Source organism: Streptomyces sp. NPDC058326, from assembly GCF_042879855.1.
Classification (GTDB): Bacteria; Actinomycetota; Actinomycetes; order Streptomycetales; family Streptomycetaceae; genus Streptomyces.
In genome coordinates, this window is record NZ_JBHVZO010000002.1 from 393,693 (window position 1) to 412,814 (window position 19,122).

17 protein-coding genes and 1 pseudogene are annotated in these 19,122 nt (G+C 72.8%); 12 read left to right on the forward strand and 6 right to left on the reverse strand.

Annotated features, from left to right (window positions below; genetic code table 11):
- Positions 1-9 precede the first annotated feature (9 nt).
- The 3 genes from ACFVYX_RS04585 to ACFVYX_RS04595 are packed head-to-tail and all read left to right on the forward strand — an operon-like array spanning position 10 to position 2,779.
- Positions 10-1,650, forward strand: a complete 1,641-nt coding sequence (locus tag ACFVYX_RS04585; RefSeq protein ID WP_389679823.1) for an ABC-F family ATP-binding cassette domain-containing protein — start codon at positions 10-12, stop codon at positions 1,648-1,650.
- Entirely contained in the window at positions 1,647-2,381 is a 735-nt protein-coding gene (locus ACFVYX_RS04590) for a 2-phosphosulfolactate phosphatase (protein WP_389679824.1), read from the forward strand. The genes ACFVYX_RS04585 and ACFVYX_RS04590 overlap by 4 nt, the downstream gene beginning before the upstream one ends.
- A complete protein-coding gene (locus ACFVYX_RS04595; protein ID WP_389679825.1) occupies positions 2,378-2,779 on the forward strand; it encodes a hypothetical protein in 402 nt (133 codons plus the stop codon). Before ACFVYX_RS04590 ends, ACFVYX_RS04595 begins: the two co-directional genes overlap by 4 nt.
- Before the next feature lie 61 nt (positions 2,780-2,840).
- Here ACFVYX_RS04595 and ACFVYX_RS04600 read toward each other — a convergent pair whose 3' ends face one another.
- Together ACFVYX_RS04600 and ACFVYX_RS04605 are read right to left on the reverse strand one after the other, a co-directional pair.
- The gene (locus tag ACFVYX_RS04600) at positions 2,841-5,309 is read right to left on the reverse strand and encodes a Tex family protein (protein ID WP_389679826.1); all 2,469 of its coding nucleotides are present in this window, start codon (positions 5,307-5,309) and stop codon (positions 2,841-2,843) included.
- A 129-nt stretch (positions 5,310-5,438) separates the two neighbouring features.
- Positions 5,439-6,305, reverse strand: a complete 867-nt coding sequence (locus ACFVYX_RS04605; protein WP_389679827.1) for a hypothetical protein — start codon at positions 6,303-6,305, stop codon at positions 5,439-5,441.
- Between the two features lie 149 nt (positions 6,306-6,454).
- On the opposite strand from ACFVYX_RS04605, the pseudogene ACFVYX_RS04610 reads away from it, so the two are divergent.
- Together ACFVYX_RS04610 and ACFVYX_RS04615 are read left to right on the forward strand one after the other, a co-directional pair.
- A pseudogene (locus ACFVYX_RS04610) lies at positions 6,455-7,435 on the forward strand (GlxA family transcriptional regulator).
- Positions 7,436-7,446: 11 nt separating this feature from the next.
- Positions 7,447-8,091 (forward strand): DJ-1/PfpI family protein, encoded by a 645-nt coding sequence (locus ACFVYX_RS04615; RefSeq protein ID WP_389680046.1) that lies wholly within the window; start codon positions 7,447-7,449, stop codon positions 8,089-8,091.
- 3 nt (positions 8,092-8,094) lie between these two features.
- Here the strand turns inward: ACFVYX_RS04615 and ACFVYX_RS04620 are convergent, their stop codons facing one another.
- Positions 8,095-8,838, reverse strand: a complete 744-nt coding sequence (locus tag ACFVYX_RS04620; RefSeq protein ID WP_389679828.1) for an enoyl-CoA hydratase/isomerase family protein — start codon at positions 8,836-8,838, stop codon at positions 8,095-8,097.
- Positions 8,839-8,955: 117 nt separating this feature from the next.
- Here ACFVYX_RS04620 and ACFVYX_RS04625 point away from each other — a divergent pair, with 117 nt between their 5' ends.
- A complete protein-coding gene (locus ACFVYX_RS04625; RefSeq protein ID WP_389680047.1) occupies positions 8,956-9,681 on the forward strand; it encodes an HdeD family acid-resistance protein in 726 nt (241 codons plus the stop codon).
- A 130-nt stretch (positions 9,682-9,811) separates the two neighbouring features.
- Positions 9,812-10,333: an ATP-binding protein gene (locus tag ACFVYX_RS04630; RefSeq protein WP_389680048.1), complete on the forward strand. Its 522-nt coding sequence runs from the start codon at positions 9,812-9,814 to the stop codon at positions 10,331-10,333.
- Here ACFVYX_RS04630 and idi read toward each other — a convergent pair.
- The 3 genes from idi to ACFVYX_RS04645 all read right to left on the reverse strand — a co-directional run bounded on the left by idi (position 10,299) and on the right by ACFVYX_RS04645 (position 13,464).
- On the reverse strand, positions 10,299-10,919 hold the full coding sequence (gene idi / locus ACFVYX_RS04635; protein ID WP_389679829.1) for an isopentenyl-diphosphate Delta-isomerase: 621 nt from the start codon (positions 10,917-10,919) through the stop codon (positions 10,299-10,301). The two genes, ACFVYX_RS04630 and idi, sit on opposite strands and share 35 nt — an antisense overlap.
- Before the next feature lie 152 nt (positions 10,920-11,071).
- Entirely contained in the window at positions 11,072-12,319 is a 1,248-nt protein-coding gene (locus ACFVYX_RS04640) for a GNAT family N-acetyltransferase (protein WP_389679830.1), read from the reverse strand.
- Positions 12,320-12,522: 203 nt separating this feature from the next.
- Positions 12,523-13,464, reverse strand: coding sequence for a cation diffusion facilitator family transporter (locus ACFVYX_RS04645; RefSeq protein WP_389679831.1), 942 nt, complete (start codon positions 13,462-13,464; stop codon positions 12,523-12,525).
- 414 nt (positions 13,465-13,878) lie between these two features.
- On the opposite strand from ACFVYX_RS04645, the gene ACFVYX_RS04650 reads away from it, so the two are divergent.
- Genes ACFVYX_RS04650 through ACFVYX_RS04670 form a run of 5 tightly spaced genes read left to right on the forward strand, consistent with a single transcriptional unit; the run spans position 13,879 to position 19,096 of the window.
- Positions 13,879-15,663, forward strand: coding sequence for a DUF5941 domain-containing protein (locus tag ACFVYX_RS04650; protein WP_389680049.1), 1,785 nt, complete (start codon positions 13,879-13,881; stop codon positions 15,661-15,663).
- Positions 15,660-16,397 (forward strand): sugar phosphate nucleotidyltransferase, encoded by a 738-nt coding sequence (locus ACFVYX_RS04655; RefSeq protein WP_389679832.1) that lies wholly within the window; start codon positions 15,660-15,662, stop codon positions 16,395-16,397. The genes ACFVYX_RS04650 and ACFVYX_RS04655 overlap by 4 nt, the downstream gene beginning before the upstream one ends.
- Positions 16,385-17,446, forward strand: a complete 1,062-nt coding sequence (locus ACFVYX_RS04660) for an iron-containing alcohol dehydrogenase family protein (RefSeq protein ID WP_389679833.1) — start codon at positions 16,385-16,387, stop codon at positions 17,444-17,446. Before ACFVYX_RS04655 ends, ACFVYX_RS04660 begins: the two co-directional genes overlap by 13 nt.
- Positions 17,424-18,203 carry a CDP-alcohol phosphatidyltransferase family protein gene (locus tag ACFVYX_RS04665; protein WP_389679834.1) on the forward strand — a complete coding sequence of 260 codons (780 nt, stop codon included), beginning with the start codon at positions 17,424-17,426 and terminating at the stop codon, positions 18,201-18,203. The genes ACFVYX_RS04660 and ACFVYX_RS04665 overlap by 23 nt, the downstream gene beginning before the upstream one ends.
- A 47-nt stretch (positions 18,204-18,250) precedes the next feature.
- Entirely contained in the window at positions 18,251-19,096 is an 846-nt protein-coding gene (locus ACFVYX_RS04670) for a glycosyltransferase family 2 protein (protein ID WP_389680050.1), read from the forward strand.
- Positions 19,097-19,122: the final 26 nt, after the last annotated feature.

Here is a 19,122-nt window from a genome sequence, read left to right on the forward strand (position 1 = left end):
CGTTCCCTGATGACTGCAACCCTCGTCGCCAAGGACCTCGCCGCCGGCCACGGCGAACGCACCCTCTTCGCCGCCCTCGACCTCGTCGTCGCGCCCGGCGACGTGATCGGCCTCGTCGGCGTCAACGGCGCCGGCAAGTCGACCCTGCTGCGGCTGCTCGCCGGGATCGACACCCCGGAGGAGGGCGAGCTCCGGCTCTCCCCGCCCACCGCCGCCGTCGGCCACCTCCCGCAGGAGCCGGAGCGGCGCGCGGGGGAGACCGTGCGCGAGTTCCTCGCCCGGCGGACCGGCGTCGCCGCCGCCCAGGCGGCCATGGACGAGGCCACCCAGGGCCTCGTCGACGGCACGCCCGGCGCCGACGACGCGTACGCCGTCACCCTGGAGAGCTGGCTGAACCTCGGCGGCGCCGACCTCGACGAGCGCGCCGAGGAGGTCGCCGACTCCCTCGGCCTCACCGTCGGCCTCGACCAGCCGATGACCGCCCTCTCCGGCGGCCAGGCCGCCCGCGCCGGTCTCGCCTCGCTCCTCCTCTCCCGCTACGACGTCTTCCTGCTCGACGAACCCACGAACGACCTGGACCTCGAAGGCCTGGAGCGCCTGGAGTCCTTCGTGAAGGGGCTGCGGGCCGGGACGGTCGTCATCAGCCACGACCGCGAGTTCCTCACCCGTACCGTCACCAAGGTCCTCGAACTGGATCTCGCCCAGCAGCAGATCACGCTGTACGGCGGCGGTTACGAGGCGTACCTGGAGGAGCGGGACAGGGCCAGGCGGCACGCCCGCGAGGACTTCGAGGAGTACGCCGGCAAGAAGGCGGCCCTCGAAGCGCGCGGCCACATGCAGCGGTCCTGGATGGACAAGGGCGTCAGGAACGCCCGCCGCAAGGCCACCGACGGTGACAAGCTCGGACGCAACGCGCGCAGCGAGGCCAGCGAGAAGCAGGCGGCCAAGGCCCGCCAGACGCAGCGCATGATCGAACGCCTCGACGTCGTCGACGAGCCCCGCAAGGAGTGGGAGCTGCGCATGGAGATCGCGGCCGCGCCGCGCTCCGGCTCGGTCGTCGCGACCCTGCGCGAGGCCGAGGTGCGCCGCGGCGACTTCTCCTTCGGCCCGGTCACCCTTCAGATCGACTGGGCCGACCGGGTCGCCGTGACCGGGGCCAACGGCGCCGGGAAGTCGACCCTGCTCGCCGCCCTCCTCGGCCGGCTGCCGCTGGACGAGGGAGACGCGGTCCTCGGCTCGGGCGTCGTCGTCGGAGAGGTCGACCAGGCGCGGAAGCTCTTCCACGGTACGGAGACGCTCCTGGAGGCCTTCTGCGCGGCAGTGCCCGACACGGAGCCCGCGGAGGTCCGTACCCTGCTCGCCAAGTTCGGCCTCAAGGCCGTCCATGTGATGCGGCCCGCCACCACGCTCTCCCCCGGGGAGCGGACCCGCGCCGCGCTCGCCCTGCTCCAGGGGCGCGGCGTGAACCTGCTCGTCCTCGACGAGCCGACCAACCACCTGGACCTGCCGGCCATCGAGCAGCTGGAGTCCGCACTCGACTCGTACACCGGCACCCTGCTGCTCGTCACCCACGACCGGCGGATGCTCGACGCGGTCCGCACCACCCGGCGCATCGAGGTCGCCGACGGCAAGGTGACCGAACTCCGATGACGGTCTCCTTCGGCTGGGGGCCCGTCGAAGCACGGGTCCTCGCCGCCTCGGCCGCCTGCGTGGTCGTCGTGGACGTGCTGTCCTTCACCACGGCCGTGGGCGTCGCCGTCGAGGGCGGCACCGCCGTCCATCCGTACCCCTGGCGGGACGCCACGGCCGTCGCGTACGCCCGGGAGCGGGACGCCGTCCTCGCCGTCGGCCGGAGCGAGGCCACCCCGGCGCACCCGTGGACGCTCTCCCCGGCCGCTCTGCGCGCGGCGCCCGTACCCATGCCCGACCGTCTTGTCCTGCCGTCCCCGAACGGCTCCACGATCGCGGCCGACGCGGCCTCGTGCGGCGCGACCGTCATCGCCGCCTCGCTGCGCAACCACTCGGCCGTCGCCCGCCGGCTCACCGACCGGGGCTACGGCACGGCGGACCGCCCGCTCGCGGTCATCGCCTCCGGCGAGCGGTGGCCCGACGGCTCGCTGCGCCCGGCCCTCGAAGACCTGCTCGGCGCGGGAGCGGTGCTCTCCGCCCTCGCGGGGACGCACACCCTGACCCCGGAGGCGACCGCGGCGGCCACGCTGTGGTCGGCCACCGAGGACCCGGTCGCCGCCTTGCACGGCTGCGACTCGGGCCGTGAACTGTACGCGTACGGCTTTCCGCAGGACGTGGCCGTGGCCGCGGAGGTCGACGGCTCGACGGCCGTCCCCGTCCTCGTGGACGGCGCTTTCCAGGAGGCACCATGACCGACCTACTGACCCGGCTGACCGAGATGCTGGACGATCTGGACGCGGACGTCGACGAGACGATCGACCTCGCCGACGAGATCGCGGCCTCGGGCGACGCCGGCCTCCTGCCGCGCCTCCAGGCGGAGCTGGACCGTGCCCTGGCCGACCGGAACGCCTACGCCCGGGAACTCCTCGGTGGTGTCCTCGCCGCCATCGGCGGCCCGGAGGCCCTGCCCGCGCTGATCCGCGCCTCCGCCGTCGACCTCGGTGACGACCAGGACGGCCTGGCCGCCGAGATCGTCGACCTGGTCCAGGCGGACCCCGGGACATCCCGCGCAGTCCTTGAGCCCCTCACGGACGACGACGACCTCTCCGTCGCCCACCGCGCCGAGTGGGCCATGCGCTTCCTGCCGTAGGACCCGGGACTCATGCGACGAGGCCACAGCCCGCCGGGCTGTGGCCTCGTGTCACTCGGGGTCAGCGGCGCTTGCCGCCGCCCTCGCCCAGGAGCCCGGCCTTGCGCAGGGCGTCGGCCATCGCGCTGTTCGCGGGCGCGGGCGCGGTGGACCGGTCACGGCCGCCGCGCTCGGGCTGCCCGCCCCGGCCGTTCCGGTCGCCCTGCCCGCCGCCCCGGTTGTCGCGGCCCCGCTCGGGCTGTCCGCCCCGGTTCCCGCGCTCGCCCCGGCCGCCGCCGCCCTGCCGCTGCTGCGGAGGCCGCCCGGAGCGCTCGCCCCGCTCGCGTCCGGGCGCCCCGTCCGGGGCCTCCGCGCCCGGCCGGTCGTCGAGCCGCAGCGTCAGCGAGATCCGCTTGCGCGGGATGTCCACGTCCTGGACCTTGACCTTGACCACATCGCCCGGCTTGACCACGTCGCGCGGGTCCTTGACGAAGTTCTTCGACATCGCCGACACATGGACCAGACCGTCCTGGTGCACACCGATGTCCACGAACGCGCCGAAGGCGGCCACGTTGGTGACGACCCCTTCGAGGACCATGCCGGACTCCAGGTCGCCGATCTTCTCGACGCCGTCCTTGAAGGTGGCCGTCCTGAACGCGGGTCGCGGGTCGCGGCCCGGCTTCTCCAGCTCGCGCAGGATGTCCGTCACCGTGGGCAGACCGAAGGTCTCGTCGACGAAGTCGTCCGCCCGCAGCGACCGCAGGGTGCCCGTGTCACCGATGAGCGCCGCGACCTCGCCGCCCGTCGCCTTCACCATCCGGCGCACCACCGGGTACGCCTCGGGGTGCACCGACGAGGAGTCCAGCGGGTCGTCGCCGCCCCGGATGCGGAGGAAGCCCGCGCACTGCTCGTACGCCTTCGGGCCGAGCCGCGCCACGTCCTTGAGCGCCCGGCGGGAACGGAAGGGGCCGTTGGCGTCCCGGTGCGCGACGATGTTCTCCGCGAGGCCGGAGCTGATGCCCGAGACGCGCGAAAGAAGCGGCGCGGAGGCCGTGTTGACGTCGACGCCGACGCCGTTCACACAGTCCTCGACGACCGCGTCGAGGGAGCGCGAGAGCTTCACCTCGGCCAGGTCGTGCTGGTACTGGCCGACACCGATGGACTTCGGGTCGATCTTCACCAGCTCCGCCAGCGGGTCCTGGAGCCGCCGGGCGATGGACACGGCGCCGCGCAACGACACGTCGAGGTCCGGGAGTTCCTGCGAGGCGAACGCGGAGGCCGAGTAGACCGAGGCGCCCGCCTCCGAGACCATCACCTTGGTCAGATTCAACTCGGGGTGCTTGGCGAGGAGTTCGGCCGCCAGCTTGTCGGTCTCACGGGACGCCGTGCCGTTGCCGATCGCGACCAGCTCGACCGCGTGTTCCTTCGCGAGCCGCGCCAGCCTGTCCAGCGCCTGGTCCCACTTGTTGGCGGGCACGTGCGGATGGATCGTGTCGGTGGCCACGACCTTGCCGGTGGCGTCGACCACGGCGACCTTCACGCCCGTACGGAAGCCGGGGTCGAGGCCCAGCGTCGCCCGGGTGCCGGCCGGCGCGGCGAGCAGCAGATCACGCAGGTTCGCCGCGAAGACCCGGACCGCCTCGTCCTCGGCGGCCGTCCGAAGCCGCAGCCGCAGGTCGATCCCGAGGTGGACGAGGATGCGGGTCCGCCAGGCCCAGCGGACGGTGTCCTGCAGCCACTTGTCGCCGGGGCGTCCCCGGTCGGCCACGCCGAAGCGGTGGGCGACGATCCCCTCGTACGAGGAGGGTCCGGGGGTCTCGGCGGGCTCCTCCGGCTCCAGGTCCAGGCTGAGGACGTCCTCCTTCTCGCCGCGCAGCATGGCGAGGATCCGGTGCGAGGGCAGCGCCGTGAACGGCTCGGCGAAGTCGAAGTAGTCGGCGAACTTCGACCCCGCCTCCTCCTGGCCCTCGCGGACCTTCGCCACCAGCCGGCCCCGGCCCCACATGCGCTCGCGCAGCTCGCCGATGAGGTCGGCGTCCTCGGAGAACCGCTCGGCGAGGATCGCCCGCGCGCCCTCCAGGGCCGCGGCGGCGTCCGCGACGCCCTTGGCCGCGTCCACGAAGGCCGCGGCGGCGGCCGAGGGCTCCACCGACGGGTCGGCGAGCAGCCCCTCCGCCAGCGGTTCGAGTCCGGCCTCGCGCGCGATCTGGGCCTTGGTCCGGCGCTTCGGCTTGAAGGGCAGGTAGATGTCCTCCAGGCGCGCCTTGGTGTCGGCGGCCCGGATCCGGGCCTCGAGCTCCTCCGTCAGCTTGCCCTGCTCACGTACGGAGTCGAGGACCGCCTTCCGGCGGTCCTCCAGCTCGCGCAGATAGCGCAGCCGCTCTTCGAGCGTGCGCAGCTGCGCGTCGTCGAGCATCTCCGTCGCTTCCTTGCGGTAGCGCGCGATGAACGGCACGGTGGAACCGCCGTCGAGCAGCTCGACGGCTGCCTTCACCTGTCGCTCGCGTACGCCGAGTTCCTCGGCGATCCTTGCTTCGATGGACGTCGTCACGGTGTCCCGACTCGCCTTCTCGTGCCTCAAGCTTGCGAGTGCATTGTGCCGGGTCGCTCACCCGTACGCGGCATCCGACCCGTTTGCGCGCGCGCCGGGGCCGCCGTGCCCCGGCCCCTTCCGATCGGCTCAGCCCTTGCTGATCAGGTCCGCGGGGAAGGCGCCCGCGGCGGACGCCGAGACGGCGAAGCCGCGCGCCAGTCCGGTGAGCCGCTCGACCCCGGCCGCGCCGAGGTGCTCGTAGGGGGCGGTGTCCAGCCGGTCCGTGACCTCCTCCAGCTCCTCCCGCAGCCGGGTCCCGGTCTCGGTCAGCTCGCCCTCGGCGTCGAGCAGGCCGCGTGCGCGCAGCCGCTCGGCCGCCGCCTCCCAGTCGGCGCGCCGCCAGCCGCGGCTGCCGAGGAACCAGCGCGGGCTCATCGCCCTGCCGGTCGCCGTGTGGGAGACGACCGCCTCGATCGGGTCGAGGCCCAGCGAGAGCAGGGCCGCGAGGTGCCCGTCGCCCCGGTGCTCGCGCAGCAGCGTCGCGGCGTGCCAGTAGGCGAGGTGGGGCGCCTCAGGCACCGGCAGGTCGGCGTTGGCGGAGTAGAGCGGCCTGGCGTGCCGGGTGCAGGCCTCGGTGGCGCGCAGGGCGAGTTCGGCGGCCTCGGCCATCTCGGGGGAGGTGATCGTCTCCTCGCCGAGCAGCCGGCGCAGGGTCGCGTCGGCGGCGCGCAGCCGGGCGTCGAGGACGGCCGCGGGCGAGGCGGTCTCCCAGACGGCGGGCAGGTGCCGGGCGAGCAGCTCGTGGTTGTAGTTGTAGAAGGTCGCGGCGACGGTGCCGGCGCCGACCGCGCCGAGGACGGCGCTGCGCGCGGCGAGCCGCGCCGCCGCGCCGTCGGTGATGCCGAGTCCGCCGCACTCGCGGTCGAGGTCGGGCGAGAAGTAGAGCGTGGTGTGGATCGTGTTGACGGCGTTGTGGCAGCGGCGTCCGGCACGCGGGGGGAGAGAGGTCGTCATGGACCCGTACGTTACCGACTGGTCGGTACGACGGGAACAGGCGGGCCGTGCCGGCGGACACACCGACCGGCGACGGGTTCGCCATGGATGGCAGGAAAGGTGGGTTCCTCGTCGTTGCGGACGCCCCGGGCCCGGCGAAGGATGGAGGCATGCTCCAGCGCCCCGTCCTCGTCGTCCTCTTCGACGGCGTCCAGAGCCTCGACGTCACCGGCCCCTTCGAGGTGTTCGCCGGCGCCGCGCGCGCCGCCGGAGACCCGTCCGCGTATCCGCTCCGCACCGCCTCCCTCGACGGCGGACCCGTCCGTACGCACAGCGGGCTGCGGCTGCTCCCCGACACCACGCTCGCCGAGGCCGTCGCCGACGGCGGACCGCACACCCTCGTGGTTCCCGGCGGCGAGGGCACCCGCGCACCCGACCCCGCCCTGATCGACTGGCTCCGCACCCACGCCCCTGGCGCCGGGCGGCTCGTCTCCGTCTGCACCGGGGCGCTGCTCCTCGCCGAGGCCGGGCTCCTCGACGGACACCGGGCGACGACCCACTGGATCGCCTGCGACCACCTCGCCCGCTGCTACCCCGACGTCGAGGTCGACCCGGAGCCCATCTTCGTACGGGACGGGCGGCTCTCCACCTCCGCCGGGGTCACCGCGGGCATCGACCTGGCACTGGCCCTGGTCGAGGAGGACCTCGGCCGGGACGTGGCCCTCACGGTCGCCCGCCACCTGGTCGTCTTCCTGCGCCGCCCCGGCAACCAGGCCCAGTTCAGCGCCCAGCTCTCCGCCTAGACCGCCCGCCGTGAGCCACTGCGCGACCTCCAGCACTGGATCACCGAACACCCCGGGGAGGACCTCTCCGTCGAGGCGCTCGCCGCCCGCGCCCGGCTCTCGCCCCGCCACTTCGCCCGCGCCTTCCACGCGGAGACCGGCACCCCGCCCGGCCGCTACGTCGACCGGGTCCGGATCGAACACGCCCGCCGGCTCCTCGAGGAGACCTCGCGCGGTGTCGAGGAGGTCGCCCGCGCCTCGGGCTACGGGACGCCGGAGGCCATGCGCCGCGCCTTCACCAAGGCCCTCGGCACCACCCCCGCCGACTACCGCCGCCGCTTCCACGCACCCGTCCACCGAACCGAATGAAAGGGCACACCGTGCAGATCGCCGTCCTGCTCTACCAGGGCTTCACCACACTCGACGCCGTCGGGCCGTACGAACTCCTCGCCCGCCTCCCCGGCGCCGAGACCGTCTTCGTGGCCAAGGAGACCGGCCCCGTCCGCAACGACCAGGGCAGTCTCGCGCTCGTCGCCGACAGGACCCTCGCCGAGGTCCCGCGCCCGGACATCGTCCTCGTCCCCGGCGGGCCCGACTCCCGGCAGGCCATGAACGACCCGGAGATCCGGGCCTGGCTCCGTACCGCGGACGAGACCAGCACCTGGACCACCTCGGTCTGCACGGGCTCCCTGCTCCTGGCCGCCGCCGGTCTGCTCGGCGGCCGCCGCGCCACCACCCACTGGCTCGCCCGGGAGGAGCTCCGGGCGCTGGGCGCCGAGCCCACCGGCGAGCGGGTCGTCTTCGACGGCAAGTACGTCACGGCCGCCGGGGTCTCCTCCGGCATCGACATGGCGCTGCACCTGCTCGGCCGGATCGCCGGGGACGAGACCGCCCAGACGATTCAGCTGCTCACGGAGTACGACCCGCAGCCGCCGTACGACGCGGGCTCCCCGGAGAAGGCGCCGGCCGCGATCGTCGCGCACTGGCGGGGCACACCCGTCGAGTCGCTCGCGCGGGAGGGCTGAGACTCAGAGCCCGTATGTGAAGCGGGGCGCGCGGCGCTCCAGGAAGGCGGCGACCCCCTCCGCGGTGTCGCCGCTGCCGCGCGCCTGCTCGGCCCAGTGGGCGTCCCGGTCCAGGCGCCCGTCCGCGAACTCCTTGGCGGCCGCCTGCGTCAGGAGCGAGCGGGAGGCCAGCACCCGGACGAACTCGGCCACCCGCTTGTCGAGCTCGCCCACCGGGTGGAGCTCGTCCACGAACCCGGTCCGCAGGGCCCGCTCGGCGTCGATCAGCTCACCGGAGAACAGCAGGTACTTGGCGGTCGCGGGCCCCACGAGAGCGGCGAGCCTGCGGGTCGAGGAGGCCGGGTAGACGATGCCGAGCTTCGACGGGGTGACACCGAAGCGGGCGCCCTCCTCGGCGAAGCGCAGATCGCAGGCGGCGGCGAGCTGGCTGCCGCCCCCGACGCAGAAGCCGCGGACGGCGGCGAGGGTCGGCCTGGGGAAGGCCGCGAGGGCGTCCTCGGCCCGTACCGCGAGCGTCTGCTGCTCGTCCCCCGGCTCCCGCAGCGCCGAGATGTCGGCCCCGGCGCAGAAGGTGTCGCCCTCGCCCGTCAGGACCAGGACCCGCACCGCGGGATCGGCGGCGAGCCGGTCCAGTACGCCGGGCAGGGCACGCCACATGCCGGCGCTCATCGCGTTGCGCTTGGCGGGGTTGGCGATGACGACGGTGGCGATCCCGTCCGTGACGCTGACCTTCAGCTGTGGCTCCATGGGCCGGATGCTATCCGCCGTGCTCGAACGTACGATCAGGAAGGGGTCGCCCTGAGGAGGGACCGCATGGCCAAGGACACCCGCGGGACGCGTGAGGAGCCGGACCCCGTCCGGGACATGGCGCGCGAGGGGAAGAAGCTCAGCCGCAGCTTCGGCTGGCTGGCCGCCCTCGGCACCCTGCTGGTGATCGGCGGTGTCGTCGGTCTGGTCTACACGGGCGTCGCCACCCTGACCTCGATGCTGCTCTTCGGCTGGCTGCTGCTGATCGGCGGTGCCGTGGGCCTGCTCCAGGCGATCCAGTCGCGGGGCACCAGCTACTTCTGGCTCGCCGTGGTGGTGGCCGCCCTGAACATCGCCGCCGGTCTCGTGGTGATCCGTCACCCGGAGGGCTCGGCGGAGACGCTGACGATGTTCGCGGCCCTGCTGTTCCTGACCGGTGGTGTCTTCCGTCTGGTCGGCAGTGTGGTGGTGCGCGGTCCGCAGTTCGGCTGGACGCTGCTCCAGGGAGCCTTCGGCCTGCTGCTCGGGCTGCTCGTCCTCTTCGACTGGCCGGACAGCAGCCGGTACGTGCTCGGGGTCTTCTTCTCGCTCGCGCTGCTCTTCGACGGCCTCGGCCTGATCGCGATCGGGGTGGGCGGGCGACGGATCGTCAGTATGGTGACCCCGGCCCCGGCCCCGGCCCCGGCCCCGGCCCCGGCCCCGGCCCCGGCCCCGGCCCCGGCCCCGGCCCCGACCCCGCCCCCGGACACGGCCCCGACCGCCACCTCGGCACCGGACCCGACCCCGGTTCAGGGGAGGGCCCCGGAGTCATCAGAAAACGCGCCCGATCAGTCGAAGAACTGACATCGGCATACTCAGCCGATCAGAAAGCAGCCGATAAGTGTCGACTTCTGGTCAGTAGGCCGGTCCGCCCTCGCGCATTGCCAAGACTCGATCCGTGGCGAGAATCGAGCACGAGGGTGGGAACCGTACCGTGGAGACCCGCGGAGGTGGCCCCGCCCGGCAACCGTCCTACGAAGGAGTCTGGCGCTTCACCGCTGCCGCGGTCGACGTCTCCGTCCCGCAGGCCCGGCACGCCGTACGCGACCTTCTGGTCCGCCAGGGCGTCCCCCTCCATCAGGAGATCATGGACGGCCTGCTGCTGATCGTCTCCGAGCTGGTCACCAACGCCGTGCGGCACGCCGCGCTGCTGTCGCCGGAGATAGCGGTGGAGGTGGCCATCGGCCCCGAGTGGATCCGGGTGTCCGTCGAGGACAACCACCCGTACCGCCCCAAGGCTCTTGAGGCGGACTACGGGCAGACGGGCGGCCGCGGGCTGCTCCTGGTCCGCGAGATCGCCCAGGAGGCCGGCGGCGCCTGCGACGTCGAGCACACCGCGAGCGGCGGCAAGATCATCTGGGCGGCGCTGCCCCTGGCCCCGATGGCACCGGGGCCCGAGGCCGTGATCCACCAGCCGGTCGTCACCAGCCCCCGGACGGACCCGTCAGTTCCCTGATGGCGGGGCGCGCCGCGTCGAGGACCGTCATGAACCAGGCGGAGAAAGGCGCGGCGCCATGGCGCTCGGCCAGCTCGGCAGCGGTCACGAAGGCGGTGTCCTCGATCTCCTCCGGGTCCGGCCGGGGGTCGGCCTGCACCAGGCCGACGAAGAGGTGGTTGAACTCCTGCTCCACCAGGCCCGAGGCCGGGTCGGGGTGGTTGTAGCGGACGGTGCCCGCCTCCGCGAGCAGCGTGGGGGAGACGCCCAGCTCCTCGAAGGTCCGCCGGGCGGCCGCCGTGAACGGAGCCTCACCCGGGTAGGGGTGGCCGCAGCAGGTGTTCGACCAGACGCCGGGGGAGTGGTACTTGCCGAGCGCGCGGCGCTGGAGCAGCAGCCGGCCCGACTCGTCGAAGAGGAAGACGGAGAAGGCGCGGTGCAGCAGCCCGGGCGCCTGGTGGGCGGCGAGCTTCTCGGCCGTGCCGATGGTCGTCCCGTCCTCGTCGACCAGTTCGAGCATGATCGGCGCCGGGGCACCGGACGGCTGGACACCGTTCGACATGATCTCCGGCGAGATCTGAGCCGCGGTGGCTGGTGTGGTCGGCATACCCATCCTTCGCTTCGGTCCTCGGCCCGGTGGGGCCACCTCAGTCTGCCGTACAAAACGGGCTTGTCCGTACTTCGGCGGCCGGACGTGGCCGCTCCCGCCGCACCGGACTGTCACCGGTGCGGCGGGAGCGGAGGGACGGCACGAGGAGGCTAGACCCCGAAAGCCGCCGGATAGGCGATCGTGCCCGGCGGAACGGGTACGGAGTCGTCGAGCACGAGCGCCATCATCGCCTCGTCGGGAACCTCGAAACCTGGCTTGATTCCATACTCAGACGCACGTACGAAGCCGAACCTCGGGTAGTACTCCGGATGCCCCAGGACGAGCACGAACGGTTCGCCCCGCAGCCGGGCCGCGTCGAGCACCGCGCGGACCACGGCCTGCCCCGCCCCCGTCCGCTGGTGTTCCTGAGCCACCGAGACCGGGGCGAGCGCCGCCGCGGGGGCGTCGCCGACCCGGCAGCGGGTGATCAGGGCATGCGCCGCGACCGAGCCGTCGGCGGCCTCGGCCACGTACGAAAGGCCGGGGAGCCAGGCGTCGGGGTCCCGCCGGAGGGCCTCGACCAGATCGGCCTCCGCGTCCGACCCGAAGGCCTCCGCCACGACCCGTCGGATCGCCGGGGCGTCCCCTGCGGTCTCCTGACGGGTGGGCCACCGGGGATCGGCGGGCCGCAGGACGAATCCGGCGTACCCGTAGTCGGAGCCGTGATCCCGGCGCAGGGCGATCTCGGCGCGGGCGCCGGCCACCGCCTCGGTCATGCCGGGCACGGAGGTGTCCGCCGCCTCGGCGTGCGCGGCCAGTGGACCGTAGTACTCGTCCCAGTCGCTCTCCGGCTGGGTGAAGGTCCCCAGGATCCGGTAACCGGCCTCGACGGCCGCCGCCGCGTTGCCGGTGACGGTACGGAGCGGGTAGTTCTCGTCCCAGAAGGCGCGGGCCACCGGGCCCGGCTCCCCGGTCGTCCAGACGCACTCGGTGAGCACCAGCGTGCCGCCCGGTGCCAGGAGCCTGCGCCACTCGGTGAGCGCCCGGTCGAAACCGAGGACGAAGACCGAGCTCTCGGCCCAGACGAGGTCGAAGGAGCCGTCGGGGAACGGCGGTGCGCCCATGTCGGCGCGGAGGGTACGGATCGAGCCGTCGAGCCCGCGGGCGGCGGCGGACCGCCGCAGTTCCGCGAGGAAGGGCTCGTGGGTGTCGACGGCGGTCACCTCGGCGCCCGCCTCGGCGGCGAGGAGCAGCGCGGAGCGACCGGGGCCGCAGCCCAGATCGAGCACGCGGGGACGCTCCGGGAGCCTCCCCGCGAGCGCGAGAAGCCGTCGGGTGGTGGTGTCGGAGCCGGGGCCCTGCCGCGGAAGACCGTGGTGCAGGGCGAAGAAGGAGTCGTGCAAGGCGTTGTCGGACAACGTGGGAAACCCTTGGTGAGAGGGCCCCGGCCGACGACGTGACCGGTGGGAAGACCGGGATCAGGTCAGCCGGAGACCCGGAGGCTGAGGGACGACCGGGCGCTGCCGCTGCGGGCAGCCTCCATCGCGACGGTCATCAACCTCAGCTCCTCTCTCCACACGTTCGTGCGAAAAGACTAACAGCCGGCCGTCTCCCCGGGAACTCAGAGACAGAGCTTCGCCTCGTGCTCCGCGTGCCCCACGGGCTCCAGCTGGAAGGTGCAGTGCTCCACGTCGAAGTGCGACCCGAGGCACCCCTGGAGGGAGTGCAGCATCTTCTCGTGGCCGACCGAGTCCAGTGCGCCCTGGTCCACGACCACGTGCGCGGAGAGCACGGGCATCCCCGAGGTGATCGTCCAGGCGTGGAGGTCGTGCACGTCCTCGACCCCCGGCAGGGCCAGGATGTGCGCCCGCACCTCCGCCATGTCGACTCCCTTGGGGGCCGCCTCCAGGAGTACGTCGAGGGTCTCGCGCAGCAGCTTGACCGTACGGGGGACGATCATCAGGCCGATCACGATCGAGGCGATCGGGTCGGCGTACTGCCATCCCGTGGCCAGGATGATGCCGGCCGCGACGATCACCGTGACCGATCCCAGGGCGTCCGCGAGCACCTCCAGGTACGCCCCGCGCACATTGAGGCTGTCCTTCTGGCCCCGCATGAGCAGCGAGAGCGAGATCACGTTGGCGACCAGACCGATCGCCGCGAACGTGATCGCCAGGCCGCCCTTGGTCTCGGCCGGCTCGACGAACCGCTGGACCGCCTCGTACAGCACGTAGCCGCCGACGCCGAGCAGCAGCAGACAGTTGGCGAGCGCCGCCAGGATCTCGGCGCGCGCGAACCCGAAGGTGCGGTTCCCGGAGGGCGGCCGGTTGGCGAAGTGGATGGCGAGCAGCGCCATCGCGAGGCCGACCGCGTCGGTCGCCATGTGGGCCGCGTCGGCGATCAGGGCGAGCGAGTCGGCGAGGAGACCGCCGATGATCTCGATCACCATCACGGAGAGCGTGATGCCGAGTGCTATCCGCAGCCGGTTCTTGTACGCGGCCCCGGCGGTGCCGGTCGGCGCCGGTCCGCCGTGGCTGTGCCCGTGGTCGTGTCCAGCCCCCATGGAATGGCCTCCAGATCATGTGGTCGCAGGTGCCCCGAGTCGCAAGTGAACTACGGGTGGGGGGTATGCGCAACACGGTACTGAACACCGTTGTCATATGCTCTGACCTGCGGTGATGCAGGAGTGACCGGCCATGGCGAGAAGTCGCCCCGGCACGTCCCAGGGGCGGGCTCCGGTCGTGGTTTGTGAGGCGGGCCACCGATCGCCCATGATGATCTCCACCGGGCGAGGCGCAGCTACGAGGACACGGGTGGGCCCGGGGGAGTCCTGCCCGCGAAGCCTCGGTGAACTCACGCTTCTGTTCATCCGATAGCCTCAGCCGACGTGTCGCCGCCCCGTGCCGGGCCGCACCGCCGCGCCCGGGGCCGCCATGGCCCCGCCGGCCCCTCCGTCAGCTCCAAGGAGTGAGTTCGTCTGTCGACCGCCATCGTCACCGGTCCGCCGGCACCCGGATCCTCGCTCGCCGGAGATCTGCGGTCGCTCGGCTTCGACGTCAAGGCCGCATCGGACGCCGACGAGGCCGGAGCCCTGCTGGCCGCCGTACCGGCGGGTGAGCGCGTCGCGCTCGTCGACCCGCGGTTCGTCGGTCACCTGCACGCGCTGCGCCTCACCCTGACCGATCCCCGGTTCCCGGCCGCGGCCGCCCCCGGCGCACTCGCCGCACAGCAGGAGGCCCGCCCCGCGCTCATCCGCGCGCTCAAGGCCGCCACCGCCACCGACGACCTCCCCGGCACCCTCGCCGACGCCCTCGGCGCCGACGGCGTCGCCGTGCACCGGCCCCAGCTCGGCACCCTCGTCGCCACCGTGCCCGCCGACCCGGAGGCCCGCCACGAGGCCCGCGCCGCCGTCGACGCCGTCGACGAGGAGGCCGTACGCCTCCGCTCGGCCGTCAAGGCCCACGACGGCTTCTTCACCACCTTCTTCATCAGCCCGTACTCGCGCTACATCGCCCGCTGGTGCGCGCGCCGCGGACTCACCCCCAACCAGGTGACGACCGCCTCGCTGCTCACCGCCCTGATCGCGGCCGGCTGCGCGGCGACCGGTGAGCGCGGCGGCTACATCGCGGCCGGCGTCCTGCTCCTTGTCTCCTTCGTCCTCGACTGCACGGACGGGCAGCTCGCCCGCTACGCGCTGAAGTACTCGACGATGGGCGCCTGGCTCGACGCCACCTTCGACCGGGCCAAGGAGTACGCCTTCTACGCGGGTCTCGCCCTCGGCGCGGCCCGCAACGGCGACGACGTGTGGGGCCTCGCGCTCGGCGCGATGGTCCTCATGACCTGTCGGCACGTCGTGGACTTCTCGTTCAACGAGGCCAACCACGACGCCACCGCCAACACCAGCCCCACCGCCGCCCTCTCCGGCCGGCTCGACAGCCTCGGCTGGACCGTCTGGGCCCGCCGCATGATCATCCTGCCGATCGGCGAGCGCTGGGCGATGATCGCCGTCCTCACCGCCGTCACCACTCCCCGGATCGTCTTCTGGGCGCTGATCATCGGCTGCGCCTTCGGCGCCTGCTACACCACGGCGGGCCGCGTCCTGCGCTCCCTGACCCGCAAGGCGAAGCGCACGGACCGGGCCGCGCGGGCCCTGGCGGACCTCGCGGACTCCGGCCCGCTGGCCGGGATCGCGGGTCGGATCTTCGGCCGGGCCGGGCTCGGGCTGCTCCCCGGGTTCGTCCTCGCGTTCATCGCCACGGGCGTACTGATCTCCGCGGTCCTCGCCCGCCCCTTCGGGGACGGTGGGACCGTCGTCGCCGCCGCCCTGTACGTGATGTTCGCCGGCGCGGCCGTCGCCCACCCCCTCAAGGGCGCCCTCGACTGGCTCGTACCCCCGCTCTTCCGCGCCGCCGAGTACACCACCGTCCTCGTGCTCGCCGCCCGCTCCGACTCCCCGGGCGCCCTTCCGGCGGCATTCGGCCTTGTCGCGGCGGTCGCCTACCATCACTACGACACGGTGTACCGCATCCGCGGCGGCACCGGCGCGCCGCCCGCGTGGCTGGTGCGCGTCACCGGCGGTCACGAGGGGCGCACGCTCCTGGTGGCCGTCCTCGCCGCCCTGCTGGCGGACCGCGGCGACGACTTCACCCTGGCCCTGACCGCTCTGGCGGCGGCCGTCGCCCTTGTGGTGCTCGTGGAGTCCATCCGCTTCTGGGTCTCCGCCGGAGCACCCGCCGTTCACGACGAAGGAGAAACAGCATGATCGGTCTCGTACTGGCAGCCGGTGCCGGACGGCGTCTGCGCCCCTACACCGACACCCTTCCGAAGGCCCTCGTGCCCGTCGACGGCGAGACCACGATTCTCGACGGGACGCTGAAGAACTTCGCCGAGATCGGCCTCACCGAGGTCGCGATCGTCGTCGGCTACCGCAAGGAGGCCGTCTACGACCGCAAGGAGGCCCTGGAGGCGAAGTACGGCCTCAAGATCACCCTCGTCGACAACGACAAGGCCGAGGAGTGGAACAACGCCTACTCCCTGTGGTGCGCCCGTGAGGTCCTCAAGCGCGGTGTGATCCTCGCCAACGGCGACACCGTCCACCCGGTCTCCGTCGAGAAGACCCTGCTCGCCGCCCGCGGCGACGGCCAGAAGATCATCCTCGCCCTCGACACGGTGAAGAGCCTCGCCGACGAGGAGATGAAGGTCATCACCGCCGAGGGCAAGGGCGTCCAGCGCATCACCAAGCTCATGGACCCGGCCACCGCCACCGGCGAGTACATCGGTGTCACCCTCATCGAGGCCGAGGCCGCGGAGGAGCTCGCCGACGCCCTCAAGGCCACCTTCGAGCGCGACCCCGACCTCTACTACGAGGACGGCTACCAGGAGCTGGTCAACCGCGGCTTCACCGTCGACGTGGCCCCCATCGGCGACGTCAAGTGGGTCGAGATCGACAACCACGACGACCTCGCGAAGGGCCGTGAGATCGCGTGCCAGTACTGACTCGGCTGATCCCCTCGCCGGTCGTCGTCGACATCCGCAGAGGAGCGCTGGACGACCTGTCCGCGCTCCTCGCGGACCAGCGGATCTCCAGCAACGGCAAGATCGCCGTCGCCATCAGCGGCGGCTCGGGCCTCAAGCTGCGTGACCAGTTCGCCGCCGAACTCCCGGGTGCCGACTGGTACCCGGTCTCGGGCGGCACCATCGACGAGGCCGTGAAGCTCGCCGACGCCATGCGGGGCAAGCGGTACGACGCCGTGGTCGCCCTCGGCGGCGGCAAGATCATCGACGTGACCAAGTACGCGGCGGCCCGGGTCGGGCTGCCGTTGGTGGCCATCGCCACCAATCTGTCGCACGACGGGATCTGCTCCCCGATCTCGACCCTGGACAACGACAACGGCCGCGGCTCCTACGGTGTGCCCACCCCGATCGCCCTCGTCATCGACCTGGACGTGATCAGGGAGGCGCCGGTCCGCTTCGTCCGCTCCGGCATCGGCGACGCGATCTCCAACCTCTCCGCCATCGCGGACTGGGAGCTCTCCCACGAGATCACCGGGGAGCCCGTCGACGGCCTCGCGGCCGCCATGGCCCGCAGCGCCGGCGAGGCGGTGCTCCGCCACCCCGGCGGCGTCGGCGACGACGACTTCCTGGTCTCCCTCTCCGAGGGCCTGGTGATGTCCGGCATCGCCATGTCGATCAGCGGGGACAGCCGCCCCTCGTCGGGCGCCTGCCACGAGATCAGCCACGCCTTCGACCTGCTCTTCCCGACCCGTGCCGCCAGCCACGGCGAGCAGTGCGGTCTCGGAGCGGCCTTCGCCATGCACCTGCGCGGTGCCCGCGAGGGGTCCGCGCAGATGGTCGAGACCCTGCGCAGGCACGGGCTGCCCGTCCTCCCGGAGGAGATGGGCTTCACCGTGGACGAGTTCGTGCAGGCGGTGTCCTTCGCCCCGCAGACCCGGCCGGGCCGCTTCACCATCCTCGAACACCTCGACCTGTCCGACGACGAGATCAGGGACGCGTACGCCGACTATGCAAAAGCCATCGGTAGCTGAGCTCCGACCGGTCGTCCACCCGCCGGGTGTGAAGGACCGGCGGAGCGGTGAGCACTGGGGCGGCCGCCTGTACATGCGGGAGATCTCGCTCAGGATCACCCGGCAGCTCGTCGGCACCAGGATCACGCCGAACCAGCTCACGTACGTCATGACCCTCGCGGGTGTCCTCGCGGCCCCGGCCCTGCTGGTGCCGGGGATCCCGGGGGCGCTGCTCGGCGCGCTCATGGTCCAGCTCTACCTGCTGCTCGACTGCGTCGACGGCGAGGTGGCCCGCTGGAAGAAGCAGTTCTCCCTCGGCGGGGTGTACCTGGACAGGGTCGGCGCCTACCTGTGCGACGCGGCCGTGCTCGTCGGCTTCGGCCTGCGCGCCGCCGACCTGTGGGGCTCGGGCCGGATCGACTGGCTGTGGGCCTTCCTCGGCACGCTCGCCGCCCTCGGCGCCATCCTGATCAAGGCCGAGACCGACCTCGTCGGCGTCGCCCGCCACCAGGGCGGTCTGCCTCCGGTCAAGGAGGCGGCCTCCGAGCCGCGCTCCTCCGGCATGGCCCTCGCCCGCAGGGCCGCCGCGGCGCTCAAGTTCCACCGGCTCGTCCTCGGCATCGAGGCCTCGCTGCTGATCGTGGTCCTCGCGATCGCGGACCAGGTCCGTGGCGACCTGTTCTTCAGCCGGCTCGGTGTCGCAGTCCTCGCCGGCATCGCGCTGCTCCAGACCGTGCTGCACCTGGTCTCGATCATGGTTTCCAGCAGGCTGAAGTGAGGCCGGCCGCGAGCACGCCGCTCAGGGTGGGAGCCGTCGTCATCACGATGGGCAACCGCCCCGACGACCTGCGCGCGCTGATCGACTCGGTCGCCGAGCAGGAGGGCGACCGGATCGAGGTCGTCGTCGTCGGGCAGGGCACCCCGGTCACCGGGGTGCCCGACTGGGTGCGGACCGTCGACCTGCCGGAGAACGTCGGCATCCCCGCCGGCCGGAACATCGGCATCGAGGCCTTCGGCCCCGGCGGCACCGACGTCGACGTCCTGCTGTTCCTCGACGACGACGGGAAGCTCGCCCACAAGGACACCGCCGAACTGGTCCGGCAGGCCTTCACCGCCGACCCGCGGCTCGGCATCATCAGCTTCCGGATCGCCGACCCGGAGACCGGGACCACCCAGCGCCGGCACGTGCCGCGGCTGCGCGCGGCCGACCCGATGCGCTCCTCGCGGGTGACCACCTTCCTCGGCGGCGCCAACGCCGTGCGCACCAAGGTCTTCGCCGAAGTCGGCGGTCTGCCGGGCGAGTTCTTCTACGCACACGAGGAGACCGACCTCGCCTGGCGCGCGCTCGACGCCGACTGGATGATCGACTACCGTTCCGACATGGTGCTGTTGCACCCCACCACAGCCCCGTCCCGGCACGCCTCGTACCACTTCAACGTGGCCCGCAACCGAGTGTGGCTGGCACGTCGCAATCTGCCCGCACCTCTGGTGCCGGTCTATCTCGGCGTCTGGCTGCTGCTCACGCTGGCCCGGCGGCCCTCGCTCCCCGCGCTGAAGGCGTGGTGCGGCGGTTTCCGCCAGGGCTGGACCACCCCCTGCGGACCGCGCCGCCCCATGAGGTGGCGTACGGTGTGGCGGCTGACCCGGCTGGGTCGCCCCCCGGTCGTCTGACATCGTGGTACCGACGTGCCGCGCAT